The 24,475-nt window shown below is 31.6% G+C and carries 19 protein-coding genes, 5 tRNA genes, 1 pseudogene and 3 other annotated features; of the genes and pseudogenes, 1 reads left to right on the forward strand and 24 read right to left on the reverse strand.

The features are described from left to right. Positions 1 to 85: 85 nt before the first annotated feature. The 9 genes and pseudogenes from pheS to ytxC all read right to left on the reverse strand — a co-directional run. A pseudogene (pheS, locus tag FGK85_RS07270) lies at positions 86 to 1,042 on the reverse strand (phenylalanine--tRNA ligase subunit alpha); the annotation flags it as partial. A gap of 228 nt (positions 1,043 to 1,270) precedes the next feature. Further along, positions 1,271 to 1,486: a binding site (T-box leader), on the reverse strand. A 103-nt stretch (positions 1,487 to 1,589) separates the two neighbouring features. After that, positions 1,590 to 2,372, reverse strand: a complete 783-nt coding sequence (locus tag FGK85_RS07275; protein WP_138205164.1) for a TrmH family RNA methyltransferase — start codon at positions 2,370 to 2,372, stop codon at positions 1,590 to 1,592. 15 nt (positions 2,373 to 2,387) lie between these two features. Beyond that, positions 2,388 to 3,047, reverse strand: coding sequence for a potassium channel family protein (locus FGK85_RS07280; protein ID WP_138205166.1), 660 nt, complete (start codon positions 3,045 to 3,047; stop codon positions 2,388 to 2,390). Positions 3,048 to 3,057: 10 nt separating this feature from the next. Continuing rightward, complete coding sequence (locus FGK85_RS07285) at positions 3,058 to 4,398, reverse strand: TrkH family potassium uptake protein (RefSeq protein WP_138205168.1); 1,341 nt, start codon at positions 4,396 to 4,398, stop codon at positions 3,058 to 3,060. Between the two features lie 144 nt (positions 4,399 to 4,542). Next, on the reverse strand, positions 4,543 to 4,896 hold the full coding sequence (rplT, locus tag FGK85_RS07290; RefSeq protein ID WP_138205170.1) for a 50S ribosomal protein L20: 354 nt from the start codon (positions 4,894 to 4,896) through the stop codon (positions 4,543 to 4,545). Between the two features lie 32 nt (positions 4,897 to 4,928). Further along, a complete protein-coding gene (gene rpmI / locus FGK85_RS07295) occupies positions 4,929 to 5,126 on the reverse strand; it encodes a 50S ribosomal protein L35 (protein WP_138205172.1) in 198 nt (65 codons plus the stop codon). A gap of 19 nt (positions 5,127 to 5,145) precedes the next feature. Then, positions 5,146 to 5,673, reverse strand: a complete 528-nt coding sequence (gene infC / locus FGK85_RS07300) for a translation initiation factor IF-3 (RefSeq protein ID WP_171011356.1) — start codon at positions 5,671 to 5,673, stop codon at positions 5,146 to 5,148. A gap of 17 nt (positions 5,674 to 5,690) precedes the next feature. Beyond that, positions 5,691 to 5,802, reverse strand: a sequence feature (ribosomal protein L20 leader region). A 228-nt stretch (positions 5,803 to 6,030) separates the two neighbouring features. Beyond that, entirely contained in the window at positions 6,031 to 7,944 is a 1,914-nt protein-coding gene (thrS, locus tag FGK85_RS07305; protein WP_138205174.1) for a threonine--tRNA ligase, read from the reverse strand. A 131-nt stretch (positions 7,945 to 8,075) separates the two neighbouring features. After that, positions 8,076 to 8,294, reverse strand: a binding site (T-box leader). 134 nt (positions 8,295 to 8,428) lie between these two features. Then, positions 8,429 to 9,337, reverse strand: coding sequence for a putative sporulation protein YtxC (gene ytxC / locus FGK85_RS07310; RefSeq protein ID WP_138205176.1), 909 nt, complete (start codon positions 9,335 to 9,337; stop codon positions 8,429 to 8,431). Between the two features lie 338 nt (positions 9,338 to 9,675). Between ytxC and FGK85_RS07315 the strand changes: the two genes are divergently transcribed. After that, a complete protein-coding gene (locus FGK85_RS07315) occupies positions 9,676 to 10,386 on the forward strand; it encodes a DUF6873 family GME fold protein (RefSeq protein ID WP_138205178.1) in 711 nt (236 codons plus the stop codon). A gap of 388 nt (positions 10,387 to 10,774) precedes the next feature. On the opposite strand, the gene FGK85_RS07320 is transcribed toward FGK85_RS07315, so the two are convergent. The 15 genes from FGK85_RS07320 to FGK85_RS07390 form a co-directional block, all read right to left on the reverse strand. Further along, positions 10,775 to 10,849, reverse strand: a tRNA-Cys gene (locus FGK85_RS07320). 9 nt (positions 10,850 to 10,858) lie between these two features. Next, positions 10,859 to 10,934: transfer RNA gene (locus FGK85_RS07325), tRNA-Gly, on the reverse strand. A 7-nt stretch (positions 10,935 to 10,941) separates the two neighbouring features. Next, positions 10,942 to 11,017, reverse strand: a tRNA-Phe gene (locus FGK85_RS07330). A 5-nt stretch (positions 11,018 to 11,022) separates the two neighbouring features. Continuing rightward, positions 11,023 to 11,099, reverse strand: a tRNA-Asp gene (locus FGK85_RS07335). Positions 11,100 to 11,107: 8 nt separating this feature from the next. Then, a tRNA-Val gene (locus tag FGK85_RS07340) sits at positions 11,108 to 11,183 on the reverse strand. A gap of 468 nt (positions 11,184 to 11,651) precedes the next feature. After that, positions 11,652 to 12,533 (reverse strand): Hsp33 family molecular chaperone HslO, encoded by an 882-nt coding sequence (gene hslO / locus FGK85_RS07345; protein WP_138205180.1) that lies wholly within the window; start codon positions 12,531 to 12,533, stop codon positions 11,652 to 11,654. A 54-nt stretch (positions 12,534 to 12,587) separates the two neighbouring features. Next, positions 12,588 to 13,331 carry a class I SAM-dependent DNA methyltransferase gene (locus FGK85_RS07350; protein WP_138205182.1) on the reverse strand — a complete coding sequence of 248 codons (744 nt, stop codon included), beginning with the start codon at positions 13,329 to 13,331 and terminating at the stop codon, positions 12,588 to 12,590. 118 nt (positions 13,332 to 13,449) lie between these two features. Beyond that, the gene (locus FGK85_RS07355) at positions 13,450 to 13,722 is read right to left on the reverse strand and encodes an alpha/beta-type small acid-soluble spore protein (RefSeq protein ID WP_138205184.1); all 273 of its coding nucleotides are present in this window, start codon (positions 13,720 to 13,722) and stop codon (positions 13,450 to 13,452) included. A gap of 362 nt (positions 13,723 to 14,084) precedes the next feature. Further along, positions 14,085 to 15,050, reverse strand: coding sequence for an ABC transporter ATP-binding protein (locus tag FGK85_RS07360; protein ID WP_138205186.1), 966 nt, complete (start codon positions 15,048 to 15,050; stop codon positions 14,085 to 14,087). Next, entirely contained in the window at positions 15,050 to 16,069 is a 1,020-nt protein-coding gene (locus tag FGK85_RS07365) for an ABC transporter ATP-binding protein (RefSeq protein WP_138205188.1), read from the reverse strand. The genes FGK85_RS07360 and FGK85_RS07365 overlap by 1 nt, the downstream gene beginning before the upstream one ends. 16 nt (positions 16,070 to 16,085) lie before the next feature. Next, positions 16,086 to 17,003, reverse strand: a complete 918-nt coding sequence (locus FGK85_RS07370; protein ID WP_138205190.1) for an ABC transporter permease — start codon at positions 17,001 to 17,003, stop codon at positions 16,086 to 16,088. Positions 17,004 to 17,014: 11 nt separating this feature from the next. Next, positions 17,015 to 17,950 (reverse strand): ABC transporter permease, encoded by a 936-nt coding sequence (locus FGK85_RS07375; RefSeq protein WP_138205192.1) that lies wholly within the window; start codon positions 17,948 to 17,950, stop codon positions 17,015 to 17,017. A gap of 82 nt (positions 17,951 to 18,032) precedes the next feature. Further along, complete coding sequence (locus tag FGK85_RS07380) at positions 18,033 to 19,712, reverse strand: peptide ABC transporter substrate-binding protein (protein WP_138205194.1); 1,680 nt, start codon at positions 19,710 to 19,712, stop codon at positions 18,033 to 18,035. 768 nt (positions 19,713 to 20,480) lie between these two features. Beyond that, the gene (locus FGK85_RS07385; RefSeq protein WP_138205196.1) at positions 20,481 to 22,172 is read right to left on the reverse strand and encodes a peptide ABC transporter substrate-binding protein; all 1,692 of its coding nucleotides are present in this window, start codon (positions 22,170 to 22,172) and stop codon (positions 20,481 to 20,483) included. Positions 22,173 to 22,690: 518 nt separating this feature from the next. Then, entirely contained in the window at positions 22,691 to 24,388 is a 1,698-nt protein-coding gene (locus FGK85_RS07390) for a peptide ABC transporter substrate-binding protein (protein ID WP_138205198.1), read from the reverse strand. Positions 24,389 to 24,475 lie beyond the last annotated feature (87 nt).

Raw genomic sequence — 24,475 nt, forward strand, 5'->3', positions numbered from 1 at the left:
ATGTTTTATTTGTTCCCCAATCATCGCTGTCTGCTCTACAGTTTTTAGGCAATAATTAGATTACAAACTTCTAATAAATAATTTATTAGAATTGATTTAAGAATCTCATGTCACTTTCATAAAGAAGTCTAATGTCATCTATGCCATATTTAAGCATAACCATTCTATCTAATCCAAATCCAAAGGCAAATCCACTGTAAACCTCTGGGTCTATTCCACAATTTCTTAAAACCTGTGGATGTACCATTCCACAACCTAATATTTCTATCCATCCACTGTTTTTACATACTCTGCAGCCTTTACCACCACACACGAAGCAAGTAGCATCCATTTCTGCTGAAGGCTCTGTAAATGGAAAATGATGTGGTCTAAACTTTGTTTCCATTTTATCCCCGAACATTTTCTTTACAAAGGTTTCTAGTGTTCCTTTTAAATCCGCAAAGGTTATACCTTTATCTATTACTAATCCTTCTATTTGATAGAAAATTGGTGAATGAGTAGCATCTAGGTCATCTGAACGATAAACCTTACCTGGCGCAATCATCTTTATAGGTGGTTTTTCATTCTCCATAGTTCTTATTTGTATAGGGGAGGTTTGAGTTCTAAGTACTACATTGTCATTTATATAAAAAGTATCCTGCTCCCCTCTTGCTGGATGATCCTTTGGAATATTTAAAGCTTCAAAATTATAATAATCCTTTTCTACTTCTGGACCTTCTTCAATAGCAAATCCCATGGATATGAATATATCTTTTACATTTTCTAATGTTAAATCCAAAGGATGTCTCTTACCAACAGTTTGTTTTTTCCCTGGCATAGATATATCAATTACTTCGCTTTGAAATCTTTTTTCTTTTTCTATTTTCTTCATATCTTCTGTAGCCTTAGTAATTACATTGTCTATACACTCTCTAACCTCATTTGCTAATTTACCTACTAATGGTCTTTCTTCTGCTGAGAGTTTTCCCATTCCTCTTAAAATAGAAGTTAACTCTCCTTTTTTTCCTAAATATTTAACTCTTATAGCTTCAAGTTCATCTTTACTTACAACCTTCTTTAATTCTTCTAAAGCGCTTTCCTTTATTTGTTGAAGATTCTCCTTCATTTTTTTCTCTCCTTTCCAAAATATCTTATTTACAAGGAATAAACAGAGCTCCTTGCCTTAGTTATATTTAACATAGTATCAATATAAATAATTTAAAATATAAAACAAATTTTTAAATTCCAAAGGAACTTTTTAATTTATTTTGCAATAAAAAAACGCCCCTAAAAAAGGGACGAATATATCCGCGGTACCACCCTGATTGACTTTTTACAAAGTCCTCTCAATAATAATAACGGTTAAATCCGCTAACCACTACTATAATTTCGCAGTTAGAACTCCGAAGTGAACTTCAATATAAAAAATAAATAAAAAAACTCTCAATCCATGGTTTTTTCTCCCTGTAGAATTTTCTATATCTACTCTCTTCATCACAGTTTGTAAATATACTATTGTGAACCACTCACCACCTAAAAGGTATGAGCTTTCTTTAATATTTGTTATAGTTTATCACATTTATTGCCTATGGGCAAGTGTGAAAGCATAGTTATTTACGCTTTTGCCTTAAAAATTCATACATCATTATAGAAGCTGCTACTGAAGCATTTAATGACTCAGCTCCACCGGGCATCGGTATCTTAACCTTCATATGAGACATATTTACTATTTCCTCACTTATACCATTGCCCTCATTGCCTACAATGAAAATTCCCTTTGACGGTAAATCTACATCATAAAAATCTTCACTTTCATTATCCAAATAGCTAGCTACAAGTTTAAATCCTTCATTCACTAATTCTTTTACTGTAGTTAAATCCTTATCTTGAATAACAGGTATATTAAATATTGAACCCATGGTAGAGCGAAGGGTTTTATCATTATATATATCTACAGTGCCCTTAGTAACTATAACTCCTAGAGCTCCTACTGCATGGGCTGTTCTTATTATTGTTCCCATGTTTCCTGGATCCTGTATTCTATCTGCTAATAAGTACATACCTTCCCTTTGACTAATATTCATATGTTGATTTTTAACCACAGCTATTATTCCCTGTGGATTATCCGTGTTACTTATAAGTTTTAACACCTGCTCTGATACTACTATAGCAGTTTTAGATTCTAAGTTTAAATTTTTACACATCTCTTCCCATTTATTCATGCATTTATCAACAATAAATACTTGTTCCACTGTAAAGGAAGATTTTAATGCCTCTTCTACAAATCTAAATCCTTCTATTAAAAAACTCTCTTTTTCTTCTCTGTATTTTTTTTCTTTTAACTTTTTTACTTCTTTTATTATATTATTATCCTTACTTTTTATTATATCCAAAGTTTGCACCTCAGTTTATTTTATTATGTTTTCCAACTTATTTATATCTTCTATGCTTCCTATAGCTACTATAATATCTCCCTCTTCTATCATATCCTCTGCTGATGGAGAAATATCTATATAGCTTCCCTTTTTAATGGCCATTATATTTATTCCATATCTAGATCTTACATTTAGCTCTACTAAGCTCTTGCCATGCCATTCTTTGGGACTAGCTATTTCTGCAATACTATATTCAGATGAAAGTTCTATATAATCTAATATATTTGACGATACTAAATTATGTGCAACTCTAACTCCCATATCTCTTTCAGGGAATATAACTCTATCTGCTCCTATTTTATAAAGAACTTTTGCATGCAATTTATTATTAGCCTTAGCTATTATGTGTTTTACACCTAATTCTTTTGCAAGCAAAGTAGCCATTACACTAGACTGCATATTAGAACCAATACTTATTACAGCCACATCAAAATTTTTAATCCCCAATGCATTAAGGCTATTTTCATCTGTACAATCTGCTTGCACTGCATGAGTTACTTTATCAGATATGTCTTGTATTACATCTTCATCAGAATCCAAAGCCAATACATCATTTCCTAATTTGTAAAGAGTTTCGGCAACAGAAGTTCCAAATCTTCCAAGTCCTATAACTACATATTGTTTACCACTCATCATAACACCCCTATCCAACTAGTATTTTATCCTCAGGATATTTAATTGAACTTTTCTTTTTATTTTTAGCTAATGCCAATGCTATAGTCAAAGGTCCTACCCTTCCTGCATACATGGTCAAAGCTAAAACTATTTTTCCTATTACTGTAAGTTTAGGCGTAAGTCCTAAAGTAAGTCCTACTGTAGCAAAAGCTGATGTAGCTTCATATAATAAGTACTCAAAAGGAAATCCTACTTCTGTTATTGACAATATCATAGTTACTGTTATTACTAAACCTAAACTTATTACAACAATGGCAAATGCTCTATAAACTATTTCCTTATTTATTCTCTTCTTAAATATTTCCGTTTCTTCTTTTCCTTTTATAACAGAAACAACTGTCATAAGAAGCAATCCTGCTGTAGAAGTCTTAATACCACCTGCTGTAGACCCTGGAGAACCTCCTACAAACATCAATAGTATGGTTAAAAATATACCTGCTGTACTCATGGCAGAAGTAGATATAGAGTTAAACCCTGCTGTTCTAGGTGTTACCGCTGCAAAAAATGAAGATAAAATCTTTTCAAAAATGGATTTTCCTCTTAATGTTCCTGGATTATTGCTTTCAAATAGAAACATCAATATGGTACCTACAACCACTAAAATTGCAGTAGCAGTAATTACAACCTTAGAATGTAATGACATTTTTCTTCTACGCTTATAATTATATAATTCTGCCCAAACAAAAAAACCTAATCCACCTATCATTATAAGAAATGCTATAGTGATTATTACCACTGGATTATTAGCATAAGGTATTAAGCTATCTCCTGTTAAATCAAATCCTGCATTACAAAAGGCAGATATGGAGTGGAATATACTAAAATATATACCCTTTCCTAAGCCATATTCTGGTATGAATTGCGTAGACAAGAGCAAAGCTCCCATGGACTGAATAAAAAAAGTAAAGAAAAGTACATACCTAGCTAATTTTACAATTCCCTGCAATGAGAAAGAATTCATAGCTTCTTGCATTACTAACCTTTCCTTTAAAGTAATTCTTTTACCCAGTATCAATGCTATCATTGTTGCAAAGGACATAAAACCAAGTCCACCAATTTCAATAAGTACCATTATTACAGTTTTACCAAAATAGCTCCAGTGTACACTTGTATTTAAAGTAACAAGTCCTGTTACACATACTGCTGAGGTAGATGTAAATATACAATCTATAAATGGTGTTCTAACTCCAGTTCTAGATGCAATGGGTAAATTTAAAAGAATAGCTCCTGTAAATATAACTATTGCAAAGCCTATAGCTAATATTTGTACGGGAGTAAACTTAGGTTTATGTTTTAATATTTCGGACATTGTATCACCCCATTTTATGCCTATAAATTACTTTAAGCGATAATTATTCTATCATTATATCACTTAAAATTTATTTGTCAAAAGATATGAAATCCTTCTTTAGGCTTAAATAAAAAAAATGCGACACTATGCCGCATTTTTATATTATAAACTTTGTTTTGCTAATTCTACTAATTCAGAGAATGCTTTTGGATCATTTATAGCTATTTCAGAAAGCATTTTTCTGTTCATATCTATTCCTGCAAGTTTTATTCCATTCATAAATCTTGAGTAAGAAAGACCATTCATTCTAGTAGCTGCATTTATTCTTGCTATCCATAATTTTCTGTAATCTCTCTTCTTTAATTTTCTTCCTATATATGCTTCTCTTAATGCTCTTATAACTGATTGATTAGCAACTTTAAATAATTTGCTTCTTGAACCGTAGTATCCTTTTGCAAGTTTTAATACTTTTTTATGTTTTTTACGAGCATTTACCGCTCTTTTAACTCTTGCCATCTTAAAAACCTCCTTCTGCTTTAAGCTCTAAACTATAGATATGGTAATAACTTCTTCATTACTTTTTCTTGTGATTCAGATACGTATGAAGTTTGTCTTAAATTTCTCTTTGTTTTAGAGCTTTTTTTAGTTAATATGTGGCTTTTAAAAGCCTTAGCTCTCTTTAATTTTCCTGTTCCTGTCACTTTAAATCTTTTAGCTGCGCCTCTATGAGTTTTCATTTTTGGCATACTAAATTCCTCCTCTCAATTATGCTCTTTTTGGAGCTAAAACCATTATCATATTTCTTCCTTCTAATTTAGCTTCCTTTTCTTTTATGCAAACATCTTCTAACAATTGATAGAAACTGTCTACTATTTTACGTCCTATATGTGAATAGTCTGCTTCTCTTCCTCTGAATCTAATAGTTACTTTAACCTTATTTCCAGCTTCCAAGAACTTCCTTGCATTCTTTGCTTTTACTTCCAAATCATGCTCTTCAATGGTAGGACTTAATCTTACTTCTTTAATGTTTATAATATTTTGTTTTTTCTTAGCTTCCTTTTCCTTTTTGGACTGTTCGTAAATAAATTTGCCATAATCCATTATTCTACATACTGGTGGATTAGCATTTGGCGCAATCATAACTAAATCCAATTCCTTTTCTTCTGCTATGGCTAAAGCCTCTCTAGATGAGATTATTCCTAATTGTGAACCATCATCACCTATGACCCTTATTTCCTTTGCTCTTATGTCTTCATTTACTAAATGGCTTTTATCTTTAATAATAATATTCACCTCCTGGTGTTATTAAACATATAATAAAAGGACGGCATTTGCCGTCCTCTATATATCACATAAATATACTTATCATTTACCTTACTAGCTGTGCTGTAAGGTGAGAAACGGCTGTTTCTACTTTAAATTAAAATCTCTATTAAGTTAACAATGTTATTCTACTACATTAATACTTCTGTGTCAACACTAAATTATAAACTTTAATTCGTAATTTAACTTATTCAACTTTCAGTTATAAAATAAAAATATAAAATTTAAAAACCCTCATTAATCTAATGTAGAGCTTGAACTTTATGTGCGAAAGTTGAATACCTTACTATTATTGTTAATGTACAATTTTATATTGGTAACTTTATATTATAAACTGTTTACTTTATTATTTATTTCTTCTTTTATCTTACCTATAAATTCATCTATAGTGCTAGTTCCTAAATCTCCCTCTTTTCTACTTCTAATTGCTATTTTGTTCTCTGTCATTTCCTTATCACCAATCACAAGCATATAAGGAATTTTTTGAAGCTGAGCTTCTCTTATCTTATATCCTATCTTTTCATTTCTAAAATCAATTTCTACTCTTATGCCCTCTTCCTTTAACTTAGCTTCTAGCTCTTTACAGTATTCTAAGCTTCTATCAGTTATATTCATAACCTTAACTTGAACTGGTGCTAACCATGTTGGGAATGCTCCTGCAAAATGTTCTATAAGTATGCCTATGAATCTTTCAATACTTCCAAACACAACTCTGTGAACTGTTACTGGTCTGTGTTTTTCTCCATCTGCTCCTACATATGAAAGATCAAATCTCTCTGGTAATTGGAAATCTAGCTGAATTGTTCCGCATTGCCAAGTTCTTCCTATGCAATCTCTCAAATGGAAATCTATCTTTGGACCATAGAAAGCTCCATCACCTTCATTAACTTTATACTCAAGTCCTGCTTTTTCAAGAGCAGCTCTCAATCCATTAGTTGCAGCTTCCCAATCCTCATCACTACCCATAGAATTTTCTGGTCTTGTTGAAAGTTCTACAAAATATTGGAATCCAAACATTTTATAGAATTCATCTATTAAATTAACTACTCCAAGTACTTCATCTGTTATTTGATCCTTAGTCATAAATATATGGGCATCGTCCTGAGTAAAGCATCTAACTCTCATAAGTCCATGTAATGCACCCGAAAGCTCATGTCTGTGAACAAGTCCTAATTCACCTAATCTTAAAGGTAAATCTCTATAAGAATGCATTCCATCCTTGTAAACTAGCATAGCTCCTGGACAATTCATTGGTTTTACTGCATAATCTTCCTCATCAATTTTTGTAAAATACATATTTTCTTTGTAATGATCCCAGTGTCCTGATTGATGCCATAAAGCTTCATTTAATATAATTGGAGTTTTAATTTCATCATATCCTGCTTTTCTATGCACTTCTCTCCAATAATCTTCAAGTATATTTCTAAGAATCATTCCCTTTGGATAAAAGAATGGGAATCCTGGACCCTCATCATGTATTGCAAATAATCCAAGCTCCTTACCTAGTTTTCTATGATCTCTCTTTTTAGCTTCCTCTAGCATATTAATATATTCATCAAGCTCGCTTTGTTTTGTAAAGGCTGTTCCATAAATTCTTTGAAGCATTTGCTTATTTTCATCACCTCTCCAATAAGCTCCTGCTAAAGATAATAATTTTATAGCTTTTACTTTCTTTGTAGACGGTACATGGGGCCCTGCACATAAATCCACAAACTCACCTTGTCTATAGAAAGAAATTACTGCATCCTCTGGTAAATCCTCTATAAGTTCTACCTTGTAATCTTCGCCTTTTTCCTTCACGTATTTTATTGCTTCTTCTCTTGGAAGTTCAAATCTCTCTAACTTTAAATCTTCCTTAACTATCTTTTTCATTTCTTTTTCTATATTTTCCATTATTTCTGGTGTAAAAGAAAAATCCGCTTCAAAATCATAATAAAATCCTGTATCTATAGCTGGTCCTATAGCTAATTTTACTTCTGGATATAATCTTTTTACTGCTTGAGCTAAAATATGTGATGCAGTATGTCTTAAAGCCCATCTTCCATCTTCATCTTCAAAAGTTGCTATTTCTAAAGTACAATCTTCATTTATCTCAGTCATAAGTTCAGCTTTTTCTCCATTTACTTTAGCAGCTAATGCTTTTTTGTAAAGAGCTGGACTTATTTTCATAGCAATATCACTAACTTTGGTTCCTTTTGCTACCTCTATAACTTTTCCATCCTTTAATGTTACTTTAACCATTTTAAATCCTCCTTTTTCTTTATTTATTCCATGACCATGCTACCTCTCCATGTATTTGGAGAATAATCATAGTTAAGCCTCTGGATAATAATCAAAAATGTTTTAGCAAAAAATAATTAAACTCATCCCATATATGGGACGAGTATATCGCGGTTCCACCCAAATTGATAATAAAATAAACTTCAATTATCCACTTGAAGCCTTTAACGCTGGCAACGGCAATGCCTACTAACTTCAGCACGCTACTCAAAGGTGGTTTTCAACAATTCTTATTCAAAGGATCTTTCAGCCTATGAATCCTTCTCTCTGAGAACAGTATACTGTTTACTCTTCCTTTTCACAGTATTTTAATTAAAATATCTAAAATTTATTAAAGTATATTACTTTTAATTTAAAATGTCAATAGATACTAATTATTTTTTCTGATTATTTCCGATTATTTCTGCTCCATTTTTATAATTATCCTGAATTATTCTAATTGCTACTAATTATTTTTCACATTTTTACTTAATAATTTTCTGCACTGTTCACACCCATCGCATAAGGTAACCCTGCTTTCAAATACATTTTCTATGGTATTTATAAACTCTTTATTTTTACAATTATTCGCTCCATGTATAATAATTTTTTTAGGTGAACTTGTTACAAGCCCACTAATTATCACATCCTCCATATCAACAGCTTCAGCAATATCCTCCGCAAAACTTTCTTTTTTAAATTTGTTCATAATATTATTTTCTTTCTCATCTTTTATGATATAGTCACCTTTATTATCTATGAATATATGTAACTTATTTATTTTATTGTCCTGCATTCCTACAAAATATTTAAGAAGTTTTATAAACTCATCATATTCCTTCTCTACCATAATACTTTCAATTATTTTATCAATTATTAAGCATACTTTTTTCTTAATTTCACGTATTCTAAAGCGTAAATATCCATGTATATTTATTAAATTATTTTCCTTTATAACATTTAAGATATCTTCCTTTATTTCATTCATTCTGTTAGAAAAATAAACAGATTTTTCATCATTAATCCCTTGAAAATTAGTAAGTATATTAAACAAACTTATCTTCACTTCTTCTATTTCTTCCTTTCCTAGAAAGAAATAATCCTCATTAAGTATATAATCTACTTCCATATAATAAAACTCCAATATTATATGATTATAAATTATTTCCATTAAATTGTAATAGATAATATCCATGGTTTTCTTAGGTAAATCACTATTATCCGAAGAAAATATTTTCAGTACATTAAATTCCTCCTCTTTCTCTTTATATATTCCTATATGTATATCTTTATTTCTTAGTCTTTCTTCAATTTCATTAATATCATATATAAGTTCTTCCTTTTCTCCTTTAAAAACTATTGTAAGTAGCAACATTGGAATCACCCACTTTCATTTATAGTGAGAATATTTTTGTTTAAATTCAATTAGTAGCTTAATTCAACTTTCGCAGTTATAAAATAAAAATATAAACAGAGCTCTTAGCTTCAGATGGAGTTTTTACTCCAACTGAAGGTTAGAGATCGTTATCCAGAGACATAGCTGCCTTTTACTTCTTACCTTGTATAGTGTAGAACTTAAAATTTATATGCGAAAGTTGAATAATTTATATTATCACTTTATTTTTTATTTACAAATTTAAGTCTTGTGATAATATAAGTTATAAGTTTATATTTTACAAAATAAATTCATTTATGTATGAAAAGGTGATTTTTATGAAAAAATTTATTGTTGTAGATTTTAGAATAGATAAAGAAGAAAAGGATAATTTACAAAAGTTAGGCTATGAAGTATTATGTTGTCCCCCTAGCCAAGTATTATATAGCGCAGTATGTGGTCACCCTGATATGCTTTTGCACTTTTTAAATAATAACACTATAGTAGTACACAAAAACACTCCTAGAAATTTTATAGACACACTAGAAAAAATGAATCTGGAAGTTATTCTATCAAAAAATCCTTTAGAGAAAAGTTATCCTTACGATATTGGCTTAAATGCAGTGAATGTAGGCGATATATTTATTCACTACACAAAGTATACAGATCCATCTATACTTAATAATATAGAAGGCAAAAAAATTTTAAATGTAAAACAAGGATACACTAAATGTTCCACTGCAATTATAAATTCTAATGCCTTTATAACTTCTGACCCTTCCATTAAAAATGTATTGGAAAAAGAAAATAAAGATGTATTATTCCTCCCACCAGGTGATATATCTCTACCCGGTTTAGACTATGGATTTATTGGTGGAACTTGCGGTTTTTTAGAAGAAGGCTTTTTAGCCTTTTACGGTGATTTAAATTACTATAAATACGGAAGGGAAGTTATGAGTTTTTTAGAAAAATATCAGGTTAAACCTGTTTTTCTTAGGAAAGGTCCTCTTGTAGATAGAGGAAGCTTATTCAGTGGGCTAGTGGGCTAGTGGGCTAGTGGCGGAAAAGCTACGTTTTTCCGGCCACTAAATTCTAATTAAAGCGGAGATTTATCGTATAATAAATTCCAGTAAAAATTTTGTTTTTACTGGAATTATTTTTTTCACTTAATTAAAGGGCTGGTAAGCCCGCAGACCGTTAGGTCGCAAAAATAGCTAGACTTTCTTCTATCCCTCGAAATCTTAATAAATCAACGGACCCACACCTAAAAAATCTTTAAGCGCTAAACTTCTATAATTAAAGATTTTCCGTAGCATAGCGTAGGAAAATCCTCCATCTCTAGCACACTAGCACACTGACACACTAGCCCACTAATATCTAGCCCTCTGACACACTAGCCCACTAAAAAAAGAACTATGCTACGCATAGTTCTTTTTTTGGAGGCGCCACCCGGATTTGAACCGGGGAATGAAGATTTTGCAGACCTTTGCCTTACCACTTGGCCATAGCGCCATATCAAATTGGAGCGGAAAACGGGACTCGAACCCGCGACATCCACCTTGGCAAGGTGGCGCTCTACCAGCTGAGCCATTTCCGCATGGTACTGGTGGCTGGACCAGGAATCGAACCAGGGACACGAGGATTTTCAGTCCTCTGCTCTACCGACTGAGCTATCCAGCCTAATATGGCGACCCAGAAGGGACTCGAACCCTCGACCTCCGGCGTGACAGGCCGGCACTCTAACCAACTGAGCCACTGGGCCATATTATGTGGTGGGCACAACAGGGCTCGAACCTGTGACCCTCTGCTTGTAAGGCAGATGCTCTCCCAGCTGAGCTATGCGCCCACATAATCGAGTGCTTCAATCAACTCGCATATTTATAATACACAATTTCAAAGAATATGTCAACATTAAATTGACTCTTTAATACTAATTATTTTAATAATACATGAATTTCCTTCTATATATTTCGTTTTTCTTTTTACTTCTATATAATATATTCAGTTTAACTGATGAGGGTTCCTCTTTTCATCCATTTACAAGTATAAAACTCTTTTAGAAATTAACTATAATTTAAAAAGAAAAGCTATACCTAGTTTGTTTAATGAACCAGTTATAGCTTTTCCAAATATCCCATTACTCATATTTAATTAAAGATTTTCCGTAACGCAGTGAAGGAAAATCCTCCTTAACTCTTACTTCTTACTTCTTACCTTCTCCACAAATTCCGATTTTAAATTTTAAATTTTAAATTAAAAACATTTATTTATCTAGATAAAGCTTAAGACTTATGCTCGAAAATTCAGTTAATAATTAAATGATATTCTTCAAAATCTCCCCAATGTCCTCATGAGTAAACTTATACTTTTTATTGCAGAATTGACAAACCAATTCTTCCTCTTTACCTTCGTTATATATTTCTTCTAAATCCTTTTTACCTATGCTTATTAAAGCCTTCTCCACCTTTTCTCTTGAACAATCGCATTTATATTCTGGATGAATCTCTTCTAATATTTTAAGATCCATATCCTCAAATATTAGATTTAAAATCTCCTCTACAGTCTTACCTTCAGAAAGCAATTTACTTATAGGTGGAATTTCTTCTAATCTATAAGTTATTAAATCTGCTAAAAGCTCATCCGCATCTGGCATCATTTGAATTATAAATCCACCTGCAGATTTTATACTCAAATCTTTATCCACTAAAACGCCCACTGCCACTGCTGATGGTGTTTGCTCTGATACAGTAAAATAATACGCTAAATCGTCTCCAACTTCTCCTGTGTATATAGGAACACGCCCCACATAAGGTTCTTTAAGTCCCATATCCCTTATAATTAATAATTCTCCATTTCTACCAATAGCTCCTCCTACATCTAGCTTCCCTAAGCTATTAGGTTCTAAATCTACATTGGGATTTCCTATATAACCTTTTACGTGACCATCACTATATGCAGTAACTACTATGCCCCTAGCTGGTCCTCTTCCATCTATTTTAAGTGTTAAAGTATCCTTTGAGGATTTTAACATAGTACCCATTAAGCTTCCACAGGTAAGCATTCTTCCATAAGCCGCTGCTGCAGTAGCTGCACATTCATGCATCTTTACCGCCTCACTTACAAGTTCTGTGGTATCTCCTCCTATTATTCTTACCTGACCATCCTTTGCTACAGCTCTAACTAATTTATCCGCCATATCTTCACCTTTGTGCTAATTCACAAAGGCTTCCTCCTTTCATTCTAATATTAGTTATATATTTTTCTTAACTATATAAACTATTCTTTCTGTATTATCATTTATTTTATCACAAATATAATTGTCATATTTACCTACTATATTAAATCCTATATTTTTTAAAATTTCTTCTATGTATTCTTCTTTATAAGCCTTTTCCATATGATTTTCATCAAATCTACTATATACTTGTCCATCTCTAATGAAAAAGTTTAGATACATATGGACGATATCATCTTCTAATTCGTTTTCCCATGCATAAAAAACTTCCTCACCATCATAAATAAAAGTATTATTTCCTAGAATTTCTGTTAATTTATAATAGGAGTTTATATCAAATATAAATAGCCCCTCATCCTTTAAGGAAGATTGAACCCCCTTAAAATAGTTTATAAGCTGTTCCTCTTCTAATAAATAATTTGTTGAATCTAAGCAGCAAGTGATCAAATCAAACTTTCTATTAAGTTGCAGTTTACTTATGTCTTGGCATACGAAATTTGCTTTTATGCCTTGTGCTCTCATTTTTTCTTCTGCTTCCACAAGCATATCTGTAGATAAATCTACTGCCCATACTTCATTAAAAAACCTTCCTACTTTTTCTGTAACATTTCCCGTGCCACAAGCTAAATCTAAATAGCTATGACACTTAATATTGTTTTGTTTGCATATGTCTATTATTTTATCACACCATTTTTGATAATCTATATCCTCGTTTATTAATTCATCATATATATGCGCAAATTTTCTATAGCAATCCATAAAAATTCCCTTCATTTCATATAGTTTTTTACATAATCGTATATATATAATACAACATAGAGGGGTATTAGTAAAATAAATATTTTTATTTTAAGGCATTAATGCCAAGGAACAAATATTAATCTCCATGATTGTTTTTATAATCATTTTTAATAATTTCTTCATTTTTAGGTATATTAAATTTTCTTTTTTTCTTTGTCATTATACCGCCTATTCTTCCTGTTTCTTCTGCTGTAAGACCACCCCAGCCATATTTATCTACCTTATCCTTAAGTCCTAATTCCGTAGCTATTTCATACTTCATCTCTTCTCTTATTTTTTCTAAAGGCGTTAATTCCTTTTTAGCTTTTAATTTAGATTTTATTATTTTCTTTAAAGGTGTTTTGCCCATTTTTATTTCCCTCCTGCAAAATATACAATTTTTATTTTAAATGCATATCTTACACATTATTATTAACATATGAGGAAATTATATTCATACTATATAATTGACAATTGAGAATTGACAATTGACAATTGACAATTGACAATTGACAATGAAGAGCAAAACTCCAAAGGAGTTTTTTTAAATATTCAACTTTCGCAGTTATAAAATAGAAATATAAAATTTGCAGGTAAGTAATAGGTAATAGCTAAGAAGTAAAAGTTTATATTCAAAAATTAATTTTATAATAGATAACGTCAAAAAAAACATGCAGCGATAATTCACTACATGTTTTTTCTTTTAGGCTTTTATATTTAAATTAAGACACCTTAGTCAAATAAATGACATGCAACATAATGTTCCTTTTCTACTTCCTTAAGCACTGGAGTTTGCTCGTGACATATTGGTTTTGCGTATCTACATCTTTCAGCAAATCTACATCCTGGCTTTGGATTAATAGGACTTGGAACTTCGCCCTCAAGTTTTATTCTCTTCTTACTTCTTTCTATTTCTGGGTCTGGTATTGGAATTGCTGAAAGCAATGCTTGAGTATATGGGTGAAGTGGTTTTTCATACAAGTCATGACTGCTTGCAAGTTCCACTAAGCATCCTAGATACATAACACCAACTCTATCAGAAATATGTTTAACCATTGAAAGGTCATGGGCAATAAATAAGTAAGTTAAGTCAAATTCCTTTTGTAATTGTACAAGCAAGTTAACTATCTGAGCTTGTATAGAAACGTCTAGAGCTGATATAGGCTCGTCACAAACTATAAATTCTGGCTCAATAGCTAAAGATCTTGCTATACCAATTCTTTGTCTTTGTCCACCAGAGAATTCGTGTGGGAATCTTGTAGCGTGTTCCTTGTTCAATCCTACAAGTTGTAATAAATGATATATTCTATCCAATCTCTCTTGTCCAGTGTATAAAGCATGGATATCAATACCCTCTCCAATAATTTCACCAACAGTCATTCTTGGATTTAATGAAGCATATGGGTCTTGGAATATCATTTGAGCTCTTCTAGTAAACTCTTTCTTTTCAGTTTTATTTAGTTTATGAATATCTACTCCATCAAATAATACTTCTCCGCCAGTAGCTGAGTACATACCCATAACAGTTCTTCCGCAAGTAGTTTTACCGCAACCTGATTCACCAACTAGACCTAAAGTTTCACCTTTTCTTATGAAAAAGCTAACATCGTCTACAGCTTTCAAAGTAGCGTTTTTTCCCACATGGAAATATTTTTTAAGATTTTTTACTTCTAATAAAACTTTTGCATCCTTTTCCATTACTTAACGCCTCCTGTCTTTATAGGGCTTTCTACCTTTGGTGCTAATGGATGACTTAACCAACAAGCCACTTCATGTGTTTCGCTAAGTTTAGTTACTGGAGGCATTTCCTCTCTACATATAGGCATACAGTATTCACATCTTGCTGCGAATGGACATCCCACAGGTGGTTTTATAAGATCTGGTGGTGTTCCCTTTAATGAATAAAGTTCAGCCTTATTTCCTAAATCTAGTCTTGGAACAGATCTTAAAAGTGCCCAAGAATATGGATGTTGTCCATTATAGAATATTTCATCCTTAGTTCCTCTTTCTATAATTTGTCCAGCATACATAACTTGAATTCTATGAGCCACGTCAGCTACCACACCAAGGTCGTGAGTAACTAATATAACTGCTGTACCTAATTTGTCTTGTAAATCTTTTATAAGATCCATGATTTGAGCCTGAATAGTAACGTCAAGAGCTGTAGTAGGCTCGTCAGCTATAAGAATCTTTGGATTACATGCAAGTGCTATAGCTATCATAGCTCTTTGTCTCATACCACCTGAAAATTCGTGTGGATATTGTTTCGCTCTATTTTCAGCATTTGGAATGTTAACTAATTTAAGCATTTTAACTGCTTCAGCAAAAGCCTCTTGTTTATTCATGCCTCTGTGTATTTGTAAACTTTCAGCTATTTGTCTTCCTACTGTCATAGTTGGATTTAAAGAAGTCATAGGGTCTTGGAAAATCATACTGATTTCTGCTCCTCTAAGTTCTCTAAGCTCCTGTTGTGACATTTTTAATACATTTTTGCCATCAAATTCTATAACAGAACCTTCTTTTATTTCTGCAGGTGGTGTTGGAAGTAATCTCATTATAGCTTTAGATGTTACAGATTTACCACAACCAGATTCTCCAACCACTGCCAATGTTTCACCTTTATTAAGTTCAAAACTTATCCCTCTTACTGCTTGTACTTCCCCATTGTAAGTGTGAAATGATACTTTTAAATCTTTTATATCTAGTATTTTTTCCATCGATTATTCCTCCCTCTTATTGACGTAGTCTTGGATCTAATGCGTCTCTTAGTCCGTCGCCTAATAGGTTAAATGATAACATTGTTAAACTTATCATTAGTGATGGGAAGAAAAGTTCATGAGGGTAGAACATTAAGTTTTGTTGTGCTGCTGATGCTAGAGCACCCCAGCTTGTATCTGGTGATTGAACACCAAGTCCTAAGTAACTTAGGAAAGCTTCAGCAAATATAAATCCTGGTACGTCAAATGTTATTGCAACTATCATTATACCCATTATATTTGGTATTAAGTGTTTAGCTATTATTCTTGATGAACTTGCACCTAGTGTCTGTGCTGCAAGAACATACTCTTGTTCTTTTACTGAAAGTATTTGTCCTCTTACAAGTCTTGCCATACCAACCCATCCAGTGATAGTCATAGCAATAACTAGTGACAATACTCCTTTTCCCATTATTAAAGATATTAATATAACTATTATTAAGTATGGTATACTTGATAATATTTCTACTATTCTCATCATTATATCGTCAACGATGCCTCCAAAATATCCAGACACACCACCATAAATTGAACCTACTACCACGTCTACTAATGTTCCTAGTAAACCAATTAATATAGAAATTCTTCCGCCTTTCCATACTCTAGCAAAAAGGTCTCTTCCTAATTCATCAGTACCAAACCAATGCTGAGCATTTGGTTTCATATTTATTATTGAAGAGTCTTGAGCTTCATAGCTAAATTTAGTCATAAATGGTCCAAATATACACATAAATGCTAATATAGCCAATATTACTAAAGATGCTATAGCAATTTTATTTTCTTTCAATCTTCTCCAAGCATCCTGCCAGTAAGTCACATTGGGTCTTAATATTTCTTCGGAATCGAAATTTTCGCATCCCATTATCTGAAACTTTTCTTTAGATAATTCTGCCATAACTTTACCTCCTATCTGCTCTCACCATCTATTCTTATTCTTGGGTCAACTACAGAATATAGTATATCAACTATTAATAAGGATACTATAAATAATGTAGCCATAAATATTGTTTGTCCCATTATCATTGTATAGTCTCTGTTGTTTATAGACTCAACAAAGTTAAATCCTATTCCTGGAATTGCAAATATACTTTCTGTGATGAAAGCTCCTCCAAATAGACCAGCTATTTGAGGTCCTAAAATTGTTATAGCAGGTAATAATGCATTTCTCAAAACGTGTTTCCATACTAATGCAACCTTAGAAACACCCTTTGCCTTTGCAGTTAATATATAATCTTGTCCAACTACATCAAGTACGCTGGTTCTCATATATCTAGCATAAGTAGCTATAGTACCAAAACTCATACCTATAGTTGGCAATATCGTGTGTTTAAATGATCCCCAACCTGTGGTTGGTAAAAGTTGATGTTTTACTGTAAAAGTATACTGTAATAATGCAGCTAAAACGAATACCGGTAGGGCTACACCTATAATTGCTATAAACATAACTATATAGTCTATCCAAGTATTTCTATTGAATGCTGCTATAATTCCTAATGTAATTCCTATAACAAGTCCTAATAATAGAGCCTGTCCTCCTAATCTAGCTGATGTAGGAGCATATCTTTTTAATGTTTCTGAAACGCTTCTTCCTGGATAAGTTAGTGATTCACCAAAATCTCCATTTAACACAAGTCTTTTCATAAATCTTCCATACTGAACTATAGGTGGTTGATCCAACCCATATTTAGCATAGAAATTCTTTTTAATTTGTTCTGGTAAGTTTCTTGCCATTGATGCTAGTGGGTCCCCTGGAACTGCATGTATAAGCATAAAAGTTATAGTAATGATAATCCAAAGGGTAACCAGCATATAGCCAATTCTTTTTAAGATATACCTTAGCATTTTTTTCATCCCCTCCACATAATATAAAAAATAAAGTTTACCACAGCAAAGCCGAAGCTTTGCTGCAATAACTTTTTATAAACTATTTATTTCTTCCTTCTGTGTATGCATATTTGAATTCAGATGTTCCAAATAGAGGACTCATTAAATTCTTAACGTATTTAGCTCTGTATGTGTTTCTCTTTCTGTATACTGTTGGAGCTATAGCTGCATCTTCATATACTAATACTTTTTCTGCTTCTTTATATGCTTCAAGTCTTTGTTTTTCATCCATTGTAGATTGAGCTTTTTTAACTAACTCATCATATTTCTTATTAGACCATCCATTATTTACAACTCCTGCTCCAGTTACCCACATGTCAAAGAATGTATTTGGATCGTTGTAGTCTCCTGTCCAAGCTGCACCAGCTATTTGATAATCTAACTCATGAGTTCTTTTTTGGAATATTGGCCATTCAGCATATTCAGCTTTTACATTAACACCTAATGCTTTTTTGAACATTTGTTGTTCATATTCTGCATATGTTCTATTCCATTGGTCTGTACCACTTTCAAGTATTGTAACTGTTAACTTAGCTGGATCTGGATCCATTCCAAGTTCTTTTAATCCTTTTACTAACAATGCTTTTGGATCTGGGTTTTCTTCTTTTAGTTTTTTAATTGGCTCTTCTCCAACTAATTCTCTAAAGTCTTTTCCACCTAATTGTAATGATGGTGGTGCCCATCCATATGCTGCTTCAGTTGTTCCATGGAATATTACATTTGACATATCTTCTCTTGTTATTGCAAGTGAGAATGCCTTTCTTATATTAGCATTGCTAAATACTTTATCCTTAGTATTAAAGAATGTATAGTTTGCTGATGGATCATATCCTTTTATGTTGTTGAATTTTCCAGTAGCATCAAATTTCTTTATCCATTCTGGTTTAGTAACTCCTGCTGAGTCTATGTCTCCATTGTATAATGAATTATATCTTGCATTTTGATCTTTTATTATTTTTAAGTTAACTTTTGATAATTTAACCTGTTCTTTATCCCAATACTTTTCATTCTTTTCTAGAACTACTTGGTTTTGGTGAACCCATTCTTTTATAACGAAAGGTCCGCAGAATACCATTGTGTTTGCTTCTGAACCATATTTGTCACCAGCTTTTTCAATGATATCTTGTCTTTGTGGATGCATTACTTTGAAATAAGTTAAATCAAGGAAGTATGCACATGGTTGTTTTAATGTAATTTTTAAAGTCTTATCATCTTCTGCTTTTACCCCAACTGAATCTAAAGCAGCCTTTCCTTGAGTAGCTTCATCTGCATTTTTAATTGGTGATAATAAGAATGCATAAGGTGATGCAGTTTTAGGATCTAAAGTTCTTTTTATACCATACTCATAATCCTTAGCTGTAACTTTTTTTCCATCTGACCATTCATAGTCTCTTAAATGGAATGTCCACTCTGTACCATCTTCATTATGTTCCCATTTTTCAGCACCAGCAGCTTTTATAACGTCCTTACCATCTTTATCTTGCTCAACTCTAGTAAGTCCTTCCATAACTTCTGCTAATACTTGTGAAGAATAAGTGTCAGATCCCTTTGATGGGTCTAATGTTTTTGGTTCAGCACCTAATAATAAGTTTAGATATTGATCCTTGTCCATTTTAGAACCAGATGCACTATCCTTACTTCCAGAGCCGCAACCAATTAATGCAGTTGAAGCAACTACACTAGCTGTTAATAATAAAGCTAACATCTTCTTGCTTTTCACTTTTAAGTTCCCCCTTTAATACGTTTTTTATATATTTATTTTGCAGTTTATATTTTAATAATGTAGTATAAACTACCTTATTAATCTAAATTTATATCTATCTATTATATCTATCTACTTTTATCTATCACCTATGTACTTCTTACCTTTTACCTATTACTTCTTATTCTTACTTTTTCCCTTTATCTCAATCAATAAAATCACTTCATGTATATATTCAATTTTTATTTACAAAATTCCTTCTAAAACTTATACTTTTATTTAAATTTAATTTAATGTTTTAAATTTTTAGTCAATTAATGTTATTTCCGTGATTTTTAAAATACACTAAAATAAAATCCATACCCCTAGAGCATATATTAAAAATTTAGAAAACAATTAGAAATTTGAATTTACATTCTTCTGTTTTTTCATTTTTTACATATTATCATAATTTTTTTTAAATGTCAAATTTACACTTTACCTTTGTAAAGCTCTACATGTGCATTTATATTCATACCTTTTATCTATATTTATGAATATACTCAAGTATTTCAAATTCCATGTATATGCCCACAACATACATTTATGCAGGTTTGTTTATTGTACATATTTCAAAAACATTTTTCATATTTAGTATTTATACAGAATATTAATTCAATACATTTTTTAAAAGCAAATATAATTTATGAAATATAGTTAATTTATTCATTCTATTTTTAGATATTAGAAATCAAAAAAATGATAGCGGAAAATTCCACTATCATTTTTATTTAATTTTTTATATTATTATCTACCAGAAGTGTAAGCATATTTACATTCTGTTACACCAAATAATGGAGTCATTAAATCCTTAACATATTTACGTCTATAAGTATTTCTCTTAGAGAAAGTAGTTGGAGCCACAGCAGCATCTTCATATAATAATACATTTTCAGCTTCTTTATAAGCTTCAAATCTTTCTTTTTCATCTAATGAACTCATAGCTTTCTTAACTAAATCGTCGTATTTCTTATTTGACCAACCTGTTGGAACTATTCCAGCACCTGTCATCCACATGTCAAAGAATGTGTTAGGGTCATTATAGTCTCCTGTCCAAGCCATACCTGCTACTTGATATTGCATTTCATCTGTTCTCTTTTGGAATATTGGCCATTCAACATATTCAGCTTTTAAATTAACTCCTAAAGTCTTTTTATACATTTGTTGTTGATATTCTGCATATGTTCTATACCATTGATCTGTTCCAGCAAATAGCATAGTAACTGTTAATTTACTTGGATCTGGATCTAAACCAGCCTCTTTTAATCCTTCAGAAAGTAAAGCTTTAGCATCACTATTTTCTTCAGCTAATTTTTTAATTGGTTCTGCTTTTACAGTTTCTCTAAAATCCTTACCATTCAATTGTACTGATGGTGGACACCAAGAATATGCTGGAGCATTTCTTCCGTTAAATATAACGTTTGCCATATCATCTCTTGTTATACCAAGTGAGAATGCTTTTCTAACCTTTGCGTTAGAGAATAGTTTATCCTTTTGGTTAAAGAATGTATATCCTGTTGTTGGTAAGTATCCTTGTATGTTTATGAATTTTCCAGTACTATCAAACTTCTTAATCCATTCTTGTTTTGAAACTCCCATAGAGTCTATATCACCATTGTATAATGAGTTGTATGCTGCTGTTTGGTCTTTTATGATTTTCCAATTAACCTTTGAAAGTTTTACTTTATCTTTATCCCAATATTTATCGTTCTTTTCCATAACTATTTGGTTTTGATGTGTCCAGTTTGTGATTTTAAATGGTCCACAATATACCTCTAGTGTATTTGCTTCTGTACCATATTTATCACCATGTTTTTTAACTATATCTTCTCTTTGAGGTAAGAATAATTTAAAATATGTTAAATCCAAGAAGTATGGACATGGTTGTTTTAATGTAAATTCTAGAGTTTTATCGTCTACAGCCTTAACTCCTAATTGGTCAGCACTTCCTTTTCCAGCATTATATTCATCGGCACCTTTTATTGGTGATAATAAGAATGCGTAGTTAGAACCAGTTTCTGGTGCCAAAACTCTTTTTATTGAATATTCGAAATCTTTTGCTGTTACAGGTTTTCCATCAGACCAGTTATAGTCTCTTAAAGTAAATGTCCAAACTGTTCCATCTTCATTATGTTTCCATTCCTTTGCCCCTGCAGGTTTTATAACGTCTTTACCATCTTTATCTTGTTCAACTCTTGTTAATCCTTCATATACCTCTCCAAGTATTTGAGAAGAATAAACGTCATTTGATTTTGCAAGGTCTAAAGATTTTGGTTCAGCCCCCAAGTTAAAGTTTAAATACTGATCCTTGTCCATTTTTTCTGCTGATGCTGAATCTTTACTATTATCAGTTGTTTTTTTCTCCCCACATCCAGCTATAGCAGATGAAAGTAGAACAGTACTTCCTAACACTAAAGCTAATAATTTCTTACTTTTCATTTAAAAGCCCCCTCATTATTTATATTTATGTATTATAAAATTAATAATTATAATTATTAATTTTAAAATCTAATTTAAACATTACTGCTTTTATCTACCAATGATTTTATTGGAATAATTAACTTCAATAGGAATCACTTACTAATTTTTGTTTGTTTTTATAAATATATCATACACTTTTACAATTGTCAAATTTTTTTTACAACTTTGAGACACTTTTTTTACTTATTTTTTTTATAATTAATTTAGCCTTCGCAGTTATAAAATAAAAATATACACTTTGTAGGTAAGTAGTACTCCCTACTTATTACCTAGCACCTAGCACCTAGTACCTAGAACCTTATCTCTTGCCTTATCTCTTGCCTTATATAGTGTAGAACTTAAAATTCATATGCGAAGGTTGAGTAATTAATTTATTAATAATAAGATAGCAGCTTTACATTTTATTTTATAATAACAAAAGAGCACCTTAAATTACTCTAAGGTACTCTTTTTAATAATTACTTTTTATTTACTTTTTATTTACTTCTACCATCAGTATACGCATATTTACATTCTACGCCACTACCAAATAATGGAGTCATTAAATTCTTAACATATTTATATCTATAGGTATTTTTCTTTGAATAAGTAGTTGGAGCTATAACTGCATCTTCTACTAATAATATTTTTTCTGCTTCTTTATAAGCTTCAACCCTTTCCTTTTCATCTAATGAGCTCATAGCCTTTTTAATTAAATCATCATATTTCTTATTTGACCAGCCTGTTGGAACTATTCCCGCATCTGCCATCCACATATCAAAGAATGTATTAGGGTCATTATAGTCTCCTGTCCATCCCATACTAGCTACTTGATATTGTAATTCATCTGTTCTCTTTTGGAATACTCCCCATTCAACATATTCAGCTTTTATATTTACACCTAAAGTCTTTTTATACATTTCTTGTTCATATTCTGCAAGAGTTCTATACCATTGGTCTGTTCCTGGGAACAATATATTAACTGTTAATTTAGTTGGATCTTCATTCATTCCCAATTCTTTTAATCCTTTTTTAAGTAATTCTTTTGGATCTGGATTTTCTTCAGATAATTTCTTTATTGGTTCTTCGCCAACTGTTTCTCTAAAGTCTTTTCCATTTAATTGTACTGATGGTGGACACCATGCATATGCTGGAGCATTTTTACCCTTAGTTATAACTTCAGCATAGTCATCCCTAGTAAATCCAAGTGAAAATGCCTTTCTTACATTAGCATTAGAGAACAATTTATCCTTTTGGTTAAAGAATACATAACCTGATGATGGTAAGAAACCTTTTAAGTTATCGAATTTTCCAGTCTTCTCATATTTCTCTATCCATTCCTTCTTTGAAACTCCCAAAGAATCTATTTGTCCGCTATATAATGCATTATAGGAAGCTGATTCATCTTTAATTATTTTAAAGTTAACTTTTGAAAGCTTAACTTGATCTTTATCCCAATACTTGTCATTCTTTTCTAGAACTATTTCGTTTTGGTGAGTCCATTTTGTCAATGTAAAAGGTCCACAGAATACTTCTAATGTATTTCCTTCAGTACCATATTTTTCACCGTGTTTTTCAACTATATCTTGCCTTTGTGGTAAGAACAATTTGAAATAAGTTAAATCTAGGAAATATGGGCATGGTTGTTTTAATGTAAATTCTAGAGTTTTATCATCTACTGCCTTTACTCCTACTGCATCTGCGCTACCTGTACCTGCATTGTACTCATCAGCACCTTTTATTGGTGACAACAAGAAAGCATAACTAGAACCAGTTTTTGGTGCTAATGTTCTCTTTAAAGAATACTCAAAATCCTGAGCTTTAACTGGTTTACCATCAGTCCAGTTGTAATCTCTTAAAGTAAATGTCCAAACTGTTCCATCTTCATTATGTTTCCATTCCTTTGCTCCGGCAGGTTTTACAACGTCTTTTCCATCTTTATCCTGTTCAACTCTTGTTAAACCCTCATATATTTCAGAGAATATTTGAGATGAGTAAATATCATTAGATCTTGATACATCTAGTGATTTTGGTTCAGCACCTAAATTAAAGTTTAAGTATTGATCCTTATCCATTTTTACTGTTTTTCCATCATCTTTATTACTTGCTGGTTTCTTTTCTCCACAGCCCACTAAAGCTGCTGATGCTAACAGTGTTGCCCCAAGTACTACTGCTAATAATTTTTTACCTTTCAATTTAATGCCCCCTTTTGAAATATATTGAAATTTATTAATGTCAATATTCCATATTATCAAAAATATGTCAACTATGTAAAATAAATT

It is taken from the genome of Haloimpatiens lingqiaonensis, assembly GCF_901447495.1.
Taxonomy (GTDB): domain Bacteria; phylum Bacillota; class Clostridia; order Clostridiales; family Clostridiaceae; genus Haloimpatiens; species Haloimpatiens lingqiaonensis.